Here is a 9,013-nt window from a genome sequence, read left to right as displayed (position 1 = left end):
TAAACGAGAGACCGACATGCTCGATTCCAAACTGTTACGTAGCAACCTTCAGGACGTAGCGGACCGCCTGGCATCCCGTGGCTTTACCTTGGATGTAGCGCGCATCGAAGCGCTGGAAGAACAGCGCAAGACCGTCCAGACCCGCACCGAACAATTGCAGGCTGAACGCAATGCACGCTCCAAATCCATCGGCCAGGCCAAGCAGCGCGGTGAAGACATCGCGCCGTTGATGGCGGACGTCGAGCGCATGGCCGGCGAGTTGGCCAGCGGCAAGGTCGAGCTGGACGGGATTCAGACCGAGCTGGACGCGATCCTGCTCAATATTCCCAACCTGCCTCACGAGTCGGTGCCGGTGGGCGCCGATGAAGAGGGCAACGTCGAAGTGCGCCGTTGGGGCACGCCGACTGTCTTCGATTTCGAGGTCAAGGACCACGTCGCCCTGGGCGAGAAGTTCGGCTGGCTGGATTTCGAAACCGCCGCCAAGCTGTCCGGCGCGCGTTTTGCCCTGCTGCGTGGGCCGATCGCCCGCCTGCATCGCGCCCTGGCGCAGTTCATGATCAACCTGCACATCAACGAACACGGCTACGAAGAGGCCTACACGCCTTATCTGGTACAAGCGCCGGCCCTGCAGGGCACTGGCCAGTTACCGAAGTTCGAGGAAGACCTGTTCAAGATCAGCCGCGAAGGCGAAGCCGACCTGTACCTGATCCCGACCGCCGAAGTGTCGCTGACCAACATCGTGGCTGGCGAGATCCTCGATCCGAAGCTGTTGCCGATCAAGTTCGTGGCCCACACGCCATGCTTCCGCAGCGAAGCCGGGGCCTCGGGTCGCGATACCCGCGGCATGATCCGTCAGCACCAGTTCGACAAGGTCGAGATGGTGCAAGTGGTCGAGCCCTCGACCTCTATGGAAGCGCTGGAAGGCCTGACCGCCAACGCCGAAAAAGTCCTGCAATTGCTGGGTCTGCCTTACCGCACCCTGGCCCTGTGCACCGGCGACATGGGCTTCAGCGCGGTCAAGACCTATGACCTGGAAGTGTGGATCCCAAGCCAGGACAAGTACCGCGAAATCTCGTCGTGCTCCAACTGCGGCGATTTCCAGGCGCGTCGCATGCAGGCGCGTTTCCGCAACCCGGAAACCGGCAAGCCGGAACTGGTGCACACCCTCAATGGCTCGGGCCTGGCAGTGGGCCGGACCCTGGTGGCGGTGCTGGAAAACTACCAGCAGGCCGACGGTTCGATCCGTGTGCCAGACGTGCTGAAACCCTACATGGGCGGCCTTGAGGTCATCGGCTAAATGGAGTTTCTGCCGCTGTTCCATAACCTGCGCGGCAGTCGTGTGTTGGTCGTCGGTGGGGGGGAGATTGCCTTGCGCAAATCCCGTCTGCTGGCCGATGCCGGTGCGCTGTTGCGGGTTGTTGCACCTGAAATAGAAGTGCAGTTGCGTGAACTGGTGACTGCCAGCGGCGGCGAATGCGTAGTGCGCGGTTACATCGAGGCGGACCTGGACGGCTGTGTGCTGATCATTGCCGCCACCGACGATGAACCGCTCAACGCCCAGGTGTCCGCCGACGCACACAAGCGCTGCGTGCCGGTCAATGTGGTGGACGCGCCGGCCCTGTGCAGCGTGATCTTCCCGGCGATCGTCGACCGTTCGCCCCTGGTGATTGCGGTGTCCAGCGGTGGCGATGCGCCGGTGCTGGCACGGCTGATCCGGGCCAAGCTGGAAACCTGGATTCCTTCGACCTACGGCCAGCTGGCCGGTTTGGCGGCGCGCTTTCGCAGCCAGGTCAAAGGTCTGTTTCCAGATGTGCAGCAGCGTCGGGCGTTCTGGGAAGATGTTTTCCAGGGGCCGATTGCCGATCGCCAGTTGGCCGGGCAGGGGGCAGAAGCGGAGCGCCTGCTGATCGCCAAGATCGAAGGTGAAGCACCCCATGCGCCGGGTGAGGTGTATCTGGTCGGTGCCGGCCCGGGTGATCCGGACCTGCTGACCTTTCGCGCCTTGCGCCTGATGCAGCAAGCCGATGTGGTGCTGTACGACCGCCTGGTGGCGCCGGCGATTCTCGAATTGTGCCGGCGTGACGCCGAGCGGGTGTATGTCGGCAAGCGTCGCGCCGACCACGCGGTGCCCCAGGAGCAGATCAACCAGCAACTGGTGACCCTGGCCAAGCAAGGCAAGCGCGTGTTGCGGCTCAAGGGCGGCGACCCGTTTATTTTCGGGCGTGGCGGTGAGGAGATCGAGGAACTGGCGGCCCATGGCATCCCGTTCCAGGTGGTGCCGGGGATCACGGCGGCCAGCGGTTGCGCGGCGTACGCCGGGATTCCGCTGACCCACCGCGATTACGCGCAGTCGGTGCGGTTTGTCACCGGGCACCTCAAGGATGGTTCTTCGGACCTGCCCTGGAGCGACCTGGTTGGCCCGGCCCAGACTCTGGTGTTCTACATGGGCCTGGTGGGTTTGCCGATCATCTGCGAGCAGTTGATCAAGCACGGTCGCTCAGCCGATACCCCGGCGGCCTTGATCCAGCAGGGCACCACGTCCAACCAGCGGGTGTTTACCGGCACCCTGGCCGACCTGCCACGGCTAGTGGCAGAGCACGAAGTGCATGCCCCGACCCTGGTCATCGTCGGCGAAGTGGTCCAGCTACGCGAGAAGCTGGCCTGGTTCGAAGGCGCCCAGTCTCAAGTCTGACCCCATTACCCCCCACTCCGGGGCATGACCTGGAGTGGGGGGCGATGAGCACGCACTGCCGCATCAATTCCCCTGAAAGATTCCCCGCCCACTCAGGCGCTGCCGATCATGGCTGCGGGTGAAGTCCTGCGCCGGCCCTTTGGGCACGATGCCGGTCGGGTTGATGGTGCGGTGGCTGGCGTAGTAATGACCCTTGATATGGGTGAAGTCCACGGTCTCGCCAATCCCCGGCCATTGGTACATTTCCCTGAGCCAGTTCGACAGGTTCGGGTAGTCGGCAATACGCCGCAGGTTGCATTTGAAGTGGCTGTAATACACCGCGTCGAAGCGAATCAGCGTAGTGAACAGGCGCACATCGGCCTCGGTCAGGTACTCGCCTGCGAGGTAACGCCGCTCTCCCAGGCGCTGCTCCAGCCAGTCGAGTTCGGCAAATACATCATCAAAAGCCTGTTCATAGGCCTGTTGTGAGGTGGCGAAGCCGGCGCGGTACACGCCGTTGTTCACCGCCGGGTAAATCCGCGCGTTCAGTTGTTCGATGTCTGCGCGCAAGGCTTCTGGATACAGGTCGAGGCGGTTGCCGGTCAGGCCGTCGAAGGCGCTGTTGAACATGCGGATGATCTCCGCCGACTCGTTGCTGACAATGCGCTGCTGCTGTTTGTCCCACAGCACCGGCACCGTGACCCGGCCGGTGTAGTGGGGATCCTCAGCGGTATAGCGCTGGTGCATGTAGGTCAGGTGATCCAGCGGTTCGCCACTGGAGCCGTGGCTCTGGTCGAAGGTCCAGCCGTTTTCCAGCATCAGCCAACTGACGACGGAGACGTCGATCAGGCTTTCCAGGCCTTTGAGCTTGCGCAGGATCAGGGTGCGGTGGGCCCAGGGGCAGGCCAGGGATACATAGAGGTGATAGCGCCCGGCCTCGGCCGCAAAGCCGCCTTCACCGCTGGGGCCAGGCGCGCCGTCGGCCGTGACCCAGTTGCGGCGTTGCGCCTGTTCGCGCTGGAAGGCGCCGTCTTTGCTGCTCTCGTACCACTGGTCGTGCCAGCGCCCTTCAATCAGCAGACCCATCGAATTCTCCTCGGCTGTTTTGCGTTGGAGTGCAGTCTATTCCGATGAGTTCGAACAAAAAGCGCAAAGCTTGCGGGTATATGATCGATTAAATCGATTTGTTTCGCGCATCCCAGAACCGCTGCGCCTGCTCGAAGGCTTGCTCGTGCGGTGTACCCAGGCCGCGCAGGGCCAGGGCCATGGTGGCGATCAGGGCCAGTTGCGGGTAGCTGTCGACCACCTCGCCACGCCACACCGCGAGCAACTGCTGCGGATCGAGGCTGGCGGGCTTTACATGGCGCTGGGCCGAGAGTGCCGGCCATTCTTCATCCCAGCTGACGCCGCCGGTGGTGCCGTAAAGGTGGCAGGGGCTGTCGGGGTTAACCTCGATTTCCCCGCCATCGCCCTTGATCACGATCACGTTATCCCCCAGCAGGCCGCTGGCATCGCGGTGCACGCCCTGGTAGCCGGGGTGGAAGATGCTTTGCAGGCCGCAACGTGCGCCCAGCGGGTTGAGGATGCGCGCCAGGGAATGGATCGGCGAGCGCAGGCCGAGGATGTTGCGCAGGTCGATCATTCGCTGTAGCTGCGGTGCCCAGGCACCCAGCGGGATAAAGGCCAGGTTGCCGTGGTCCAGGGCCTGGTTCACCGCCTGCCAGTCATGGCACAGGGGAATGCCCAGGGGCTCCAGCAGTTGTTCGGTATACAAGCGCCCGGCGGTGTGCGCGCCACCGCCATGCAACAGGATGCGCACGCCGTTCTGCGCCAGGCATTTGGCCGCCAGCAGGTACCAGGGCAGATGGCGTTTTTTACCGGCGTAGGTCGGCCAATCCAGATCGAGGCGGATCGCCGGGGCATTAAGGCGCTCACGCAGGGCCAGGGTGAAGCCGGCCAGTTCTTCCGGGCTTTCCTCTTTGTGCCGCAGCAGCATCAGGAAAGCACCGAGCTGGGTGTCTTCGACCTTGCCGTCGAGCAGCATGCCCATGGCTTCCCGGGCTTCTTCACCGGTCAGGCTGCGGGCGCCGCGCTTGCCTTTGCCCAGGATCCGTACGAACGGGGCAAATGGATGCTCGGCCGGGGTTTCGGTGATCAGCGCAGGGGATTGGTTCATAAGCAATTGGTCGGCTTCGGCAGGCCCGCCAGCTTGGCGGCAAGTTTGGCGGGAGTGCCGTTGAACAGGCGGTTCAGGTGCAGGCTGTTGCCCTTGTCCGGGCCCAGCTTCAGGGCGGTGTATTTGATCAGCGGGCGGGTGGCCGGCGACAGCTGGAATTGGCCATGGAAATCGCGCAGCAGCTCGAGGATCTCCCAGTGCTCGGGGCTCAGTTCAATGCCTTCGACCGCCGCCAGGGCGCTGGCCACTTGCGGCGACCAGTCGGCCAGGTCGAGCAGGTAGCCGTCCTTGTCCAGGGCGATGCTGCGGGTGCCTACGGTAAGCGCATTCATAGCCAGCTGTTGACCTTGGCGTGCTGGATCGACAGGTCGACAAAGGCCGGGTAATCGATGGCCGTGGCCCAGGCCGGTGCGGCAAGGCCACGGGCTTGCAGGTCTTCAGCCAGGACGAACACCTGCAACGCCTCGGCACGGCCCTGCAAGTGGGCAAAGGGAGCGCTGCCAGGTTGTAGCGCGTACACCGCGTCGCCGCACAGCAGCAGCGCGTCCCGCGCACCCAGCAGGCGCAGGCAGCTGTCGAGGCGAGTGTCAGTGAAGGGCGAGTGGGACAACACATGCAAGGTCGACATCAGAGGGTAATCACTTGGTCGTAACGATCGATAAGCGCACTCAGTTGCGCGGTTTCCAGCAACTGGACCTCATCCAGGCCCAGGTCCTGCGGGTCCAGGCCGCGCTCGGCGATGCTGAAACCACAGGCAAACACTTGGTCCACGCCAAACAGCGACAGGGCCTGCAGGTTGGCGCTCAGGTCCTTCTGTTGCAGGGTCGCGGCGTGTTGCCGGGGCGCCAGTTGCCATACGCCGTCATCCAGGAACAGCAGGCCGATGGGCAGATCAAAGGCGCCGCCGGCCAGGACGATATCCAGCGCCTCGCGGGCGCCGGGGCCGGACCAGGGCGCCTGGCGGCTGATAATCAGCAGGGACTTGGGCATTTCAAGGCCCTCCAAAGCAGATCAGGCGATCGGCAGCTTGCGCCGCATCGTGCAATTGGCCGAGGCCGGACAACTCCCACGGCGCTTCGAGGTTGACCGCCGAGCGCTGATAACGCTGGGCTTCCTCAGCGTTCAGCACCCCGCGCCGCAGGGCCGCGGCAATGCACACCACGGCATCCAACTGATGGGTGGTTACCAGCTCGCGCCATTGGCGGGGCAGGTCCTGCTCATCCTGGGGGGTGACGATGTTGTTCGAGGCGCTGTACACGCCGTCCTGATAAAAAAACAGCCGGACAATCTCGTGCCCCCCGGCCAGCGCCGCTTGGGTGAACAGCAGGGCGCGACGCGAAGAGGGCTCGTGGGCGGCGCAGAACAGGGCTATGGCGAACTTCATGACGGACTCGGTCGGCAAATCTGGCGCAATGATAATGCTTTATCGAGGGATGGGCTAAACCCGTTTTTTCGTGCGGCGCTGGGCCGGGGCAGGCCTCGACATACCGGGTAACGCATCGGCCGGCCCAAACTGGCCCACGCTCGATAAACTCGCCCGCTGAAAAAACCAATCGATGACAAGGAGTGCGAGATGCAGGAACTCAAAGGTGCAGTGGTCGTGGTCACCGGTGCCGGTCGCGGCCTGGGTGCGGCCCTGGCGATCAGCCTGGCGGACCTGGGGTGCAAGCTGGTGCTGTGCGGACGCAGCGCCCCTGCCCTGGCTGAAGTCGGGGCCATAATCGAGGCCCGTGGCGGCCTGGCGACCGAGCAAGTGGTGCTCGACCTCGCCGACACCGCCAGCGTCAGCGCGGCCCTGGCCAGCATCGAGCAGCGCCAGCCGCAGATCGACATCCTGATCAACAACGGCGCCATGTGGCTGGAGGCCAGCGAGCAACCCCACAGCGCCGCCGAAGTCAGCGGGGTGATCAATGCCGCCCTGACCGGAACCTTCCTCTTGACCCAGGGCCTGCTGCCGGCACTCAAGGCGTCCAGCCGCCCGGATGTGGTCACCATCGGCTCCATCAGCGGCTTGCCCAACGCGCCGCTGCACAGCGTGTCGTTGCCGTTCTATGCCGCCAAGCACGGGCAACTGGCGCTGGCCGATGGCCTGCGGCAGATGCTGGTCGGCACGCCACTGCGCTCGCTGTGCGTGCACCCGCCGTATCTTGAGGATATTTCGCCGCTGGACCCGCAATGGGCGCAGGTGCCTGAGCGGACCAAGGGCCAGCAGGGCACTAATCGGGATGTGGTCGAGGCGGTGGTTTTCGCCCTGACCCGGCCACGGCACATCAGCCTGTCGTCGATCGTCATCGATACCGACAACGGCGGCGTGTTCAACTAAGCCCCCGGGCTATAGGCCGCGTGTTTCAGCGCGGCATATAGCCCAGTTGCCAGCGATGAGGGATCTTCAACGAGGCGATCCCCAGCAACGCCGACAAGCCGCCACTGACCAGCAGCGCCTTGATGCCCAGTTGGTGCTCCAGCAGCGCGCCGATCACCGCACCGACCAGCATCCCGGTCCAGGGCACCAGTTGCACCCGCCAGCCATTGCGTCGCTCGCCGAGCATCCAGCGTCCCAGGCCGCGGCCGAAACGCGACAGGGCACCGGTGACATAGGTCAGGCCTACGGGCAGGCCGTTCACTTCTTCCACTGCCGCGTTGAGCATGCCCATGGCCACGATGGCGGCCAGCAAGGCCGGCAGGTGATTGGCAAACGGCCAGGCCGCGGCCGCGCAGAGCAGGGTGGCGATGCACAGCAGCAGGGGCAGGGCGCGGCGTCCGCCCAGGCGACTGACGACGATGCCCAGGGCGTTACCGGCAATAAAGGTGGCGATGCACAACGTCAGGCGCAGGGTCAGGCCCATGTCGCCATCGCTGATGGCCACGGCCAGGCGGGTGGTGTTGCCGCTCATGAAGGACACGAAGTCGCCGGTGGCCATAAAGCCGATGGCGTCGGTCATGCCCGCCAGTACCGAGAGGCTGGCCACCAGGCCGAGGCCGATCCGCCCGCGCCATTTGCGGGTATTGAGCAAGCCTGGGTGAGTACGCGGTGTGGGCGGCGATGGCAGCATCAGTAGGCTCTCATGGGCGGTGAAGGTGTCAGAACCGGTTCACGATCGACTGCGCTTGGCTCATGCGGCGTTAAAAAGAGCTGAGCATCGCTCGCCAGATCATCAACAGGTTGTCAGTTCGGGCTATCCAGGCCATGCAACTGGCAGTATTCGGCCCAGTCCATTCCAGCCATCTCGGCCACCTCCTTGTGCACTTCCAGGCGCTGGGCCTGGAAATCTTCGGCGCTGGAGGCAGTCAGTTGCAAACTCAGTTCCCAGGCAAACAAACCCAGGCGCTCGGCTTCGGCTTCAAAGGCTTCATGCAGGCGTTCGTCGCGGTACTGCTCGGGCGTCTCGCCCTTGACCTGGGCTTCAAGCGGATTGAGCTTGTCCAGTGCTTCGCGCAGTTCGGGGCGCGCGGCGAGAAATCTTTCCAGGGCTATTTCGTGGTGCGGGGCATTGGCGGGCATCGGGGCTCCTTGAGGGGAACGGGCAGCCTTCAGGCATCAAGCCTGGGGCAGGGGATGTTCTGGCATTTCACTGCGTATCTGTTGCAGATCCTTGTGCGGGATCACGTAGGTGCGGGCGAGCATATCGCCTATTCGCTGGCAGCGGCTTGATTCCGCGCAGGCCATCAGTGGGACAAAGGCGAAAGCGGCCTCCAGATAGCGGGTGGCGCCTCTGATCAGTACCTGGACCAGCGTCGGCGGCGCCCCGGCGGCGTTGATCACCACCAGGCCCAGGGCGCTTTTGCCGGGCGTCCGGCCCTTGAAGAAATACTCCCAGGCCACGAAGTACAAGGGCCAGACCAGCATGAACAACATCGAATGGAGGTAGGGCTCCAGCCCCGTCTGTTGCTCGAGGTCGAGCAAGCGTCTGACCGGCTGCAATGCCAGCACCCCGTGCAGGCTCAGCGACAGGAGCAAATACGCCGCCAGCGCCAGCACCTGGTCGAGCATGAAGGCGGCGGCGCGGCGCAGGATCAGTTGAGTTCTTGAGACTTCCATGGTCGATTCCAAAGTTTTTTCCATCACATCGGGCGCAGTGTAATCCCCGCAGGGCGGGGTGTCGCAGTGGTTTTGGCGGGGGACGGCTTTCGGTGAAAATACCTGTGCCTCAAAATAGTGCGAACCT

Annotated in this window: 12 protein-coding genes; 3 read left to right on the top strand and 9 right to left on the bottom strand. The window is 64.0% G+C overall.

Features of this window, described 5'->3' with window-relative positions:
- Nucleotides 1–16: 16 nt before the first annotated feature.
- Together serS and cysG are read left to right on the top strand one after the other, a co-directional pair.
- The gene (gene serS / locus ACOZJV_RS33670; protein ID WP_078473577.1) at nucleotides 17–1,297 is read left to right on the top strand and encodes a serine--tRNA ligase; all 1,281 of its coding nucleotides are present in this window, start codon (nucleotides 17–19) and stop codon (nucleotides 1,295–1,297) included.
- The gene (cysG, locus tag ACOZJV_RS33665; protein ID WP_078473576.1) at nucleotides 1,298–2,692 is read left to right on the top strand and encodes a siroheme synthase CysG; all 1,395 of its coding nucleotides are present in this window, start codon (nucleotides 1,298–1,300) and stop codon (nucleotides 2,690–2,692) included.
- A 63-nt stretch (nucleotides 2,693–2,755) separates the two neighbouring features.
- Here the strand turns inward: cysG and ACOZJV_RS33660 are convergent, their stop codons facing one another.
- The 6 genes from ACOZJV_RS33660 to tusD form a co-directional block, all read right to left on the bottom strand.
- The gene (locus tag ACOZJV_RS33660; RefSeq protein ID WP_421549506.1) at nucleotides 2,756–3,757 is read right to left on the bottom strand and encodes a glutathione S-transferase family protein; all 1,002 of its coding nucleotides are present in this window, start codon (nucleotides 3,755–3,757) and stop codon (nucleotides 2,756–2,758) included.
- Between the two features lie 88 nt (nucleotides 3,758–3,845).
- A complete protein-coding gene (locus ACOZJV_RS33655) occupies nucleotides 3,846–4,847 on the bottom strand; it encodes a glycosyl transferase family protein (RefSeq protein ID WP_421549505.1) in 1,002 nt (333 codons plus the stop codon).
- Complete coding sequence (locus ACOZJV_RS33650; protein ID WP_421549504.1) at nucleotides 4,844–5,179, bottom strand: TusE/DsrC/DsvC family sulfur relay protein; 336 nt, start codon at nucleotides 5,177–5,179, stop codon at nucleotides 4,844–4,846. Before ACOZJV_RS33650 ends, ACOZJV_RS33655 begins: the two co-directional genes overlap by 4 nt.
- The gene (gene tusB / locus ACOZJV_RS33645; protein WP_078473572.1) at nucleotides 5,176–5,475 is read right to left on the bottom strand and encodes a sulfurtransferase complex subunit TusB; all 300 of its coding nucleotides are present in this window, start codon (nucleotides 5,473–5,475) and stop codon (nucleotides 5,176–5,178) included. Before tusB ends, ACOZJV_RS33650 begins: the two co-directional genes overlap by 4 nt.
- Nucleotides 5,475–5,837 (bottom strand): sulfurtransferase complex subunit TusC, encoded by a 363-nt coding sequence (gene tusC / locus ACOZJV_RS33640; protein ID WP_078473571.1) that lies wholly within the window; start codon nucleotides 5,835–5,837, stop codon nucleotides 5,475–5,477. The genes tusB and tusC overlap by 1 nt, the downstream gene beginning before the upstream one ends.
- Before the next feature lies 1 nt (nucleotide 5,838).
- Nucleotides 5,839–6,231, bottom strand: coding sequence for a sulfurtransferase complex subunit TusD (gene tusD, locus ACOZJV_RS33635; protein WP_421549503.1), 393 nt, complete (start codon nucleotides 6,229–6,231; stop codon nucleotides 5,839–5,841).
- 189 nt (nucleotides 6,232–6,420) lie between these two features.
- On the opposite strand from tusD, the gene ACOZJV_RS33630 reads away from it, so the two are divergent.
- Nucleotides 6,421–7,170 carry an SDR family oxidoreductase gene (locus ACOZJV_RS33630; RefSeq protein ID WP_421549502.1) on the top strand — a complete coding sequence of 250 codons (750 nt, stop codon included), beginning with the start codon at nucleotides 6,421–6,423 and terminating at the stop codon, nucleotides 7,168–7,170.
- Between the two features lie 25 nt (nucleotides 7,171–7,195).
- Here ACOZJV_RS33630 and ACOZJV_RS33625 read toward each other — a convergent pair whose 3' ends face one another.
- The 3 genes from ACOZJV_RS33625 to ACOZJV_RS33615 form a co-directional block, all read right to left on the bottom strand.
- Entirely contained in the window at nucleotides 7,196–7,900 is a 705-nt protein-coding gene (locus ACOZJV_RS33625; protein ID WP_421549501.1) for a YoaK family protein, read from the bottom strand.
- 113 nt (nucleotides 7,901–8,013) lie between these two features.
- Nucleotides 8,014–8,349, bottom strand: a complete 336-nt coding sequence (locus ACOZJV_RS33620) for a DUF6388 family protein (protein WP_078473568.1) — start codon at nucleotides 8,347–8,349, stop codon at nucleotides 8,014–8,016.
- A 36-nt stretch (nucleotides 8,350–8,385) separates the two neighbouring features.
- Nucleotides 8,386–8,886: an RDD family protein gene (locus tag ACOZJV_RS33615; RefSeq protein ID WP_421549500.1), complete on the bottom strand. Its 501-nt coding sequence runs from the start codon at nucleotides 8,884–8,886 to the stop codon at nucleotides 8,386–8,388.
- Nucleotides 8,887–9,013 lie beyond the last annotated feature (127 nt).

This window comes from Pseudomonas sp. QD4, from assembly GCF_049199125.1.
Classification (GTDB): Bacteria; Pseudomonadota; Gammaproteobacteria; order Pseudomonadales; family Pseudomonadaceae; genus Aquipseudomonas.
Note: the sequence above shows the minus strand (reverse complement) of the source record. Positions and strands in the feature narration are given on the sequence as shown.

Bases quoted from the DNA above. Each gene is read 5' to 3' on its own strand.
- serS (WP_078473577.1), top strand. From the start codon at position 17: ATGCTCGATTCCAAACTGTTACGTAGCAACCTTCAGGACGTAGCGGAC.
- cysG (WP_078473576.1), top strand. From the start codon at position 1,298: ATGGAGTTTCTGCCGCTGTTCCATAACCTGCGCGGCAGTCGTGTGTTG.
- ACOZJV_RS33660 (WP_421549506.1), bottom strand. From the start codon at position 3,757: ATGGGTCTGCTGATTGAAGGGCGCTGGCACGACCAGTGGTACGAGAGC.
- ACOZJV_RS33655 (WP_421549505.1), bottom strand. From the start codon at position 4,847: ATGAACCAATCCCCTGCGCTGATCACCGAAACCCCGGCCGAGCATCCA.
- ACOZJV_RS33650 (WP_421549504.1), bottom strand. From the start codon at position 5,179: ATGAATGCGCTTACCGTAGGCACCCGCAGCATCGCCCTGGACAAGGAC.
- tusB (WP_078473572.1), bottom strand. From the start codon at position 5,475: ATGTCGACCTTGCATGTGTTGTCCCACTCGCCCTTCACTGACACTCGC.
- tusC (WP_078473571.1), bottom strand. From the start codon at position 5,837: ATGCCCAAGTCCCTGCTGATTATCAGCCGCCAGGCGCCCTGGTCCGGC.
- tusD (WP_421549503.1), bottom strand. From the start codon at position 6,231: ATGAAGTTCGCCATAGCCCTGTTCTGCGCCGCCCACGAGCCCTCTTCG.
- ACOZJV_RS33630 (WP_421549502.1), top strand. From the start codon at position 6,421: ATGCAGGAACTCAAAGGTGCAGTGGTCGTGGTCACCGGTGCCGGTCGC.
- ACOZJV_RS33625 (WP_421549501.1), bottom strand. From the start codon at position 7,900: ATGCTGCCATCGCCGCCCACACCGCGTACTCACCCAGGCTTGCTCAAT.
- ACOZJV_RS33620 (WP_078473568.1), bottom strand. From the start codon at position 8,349: ATGCCCGCCAATGCCCCGCACCACGAAATAGCCCTGGAAAGATTTCTC.
- ACOZJV_RS33615 (WP_421549500.1), bottom strand. From the start codon at position 8,886: ATGGAAGTCTCAAGAACTCAACTGATCCTGCGCCGCGCCGCCGCCTTC.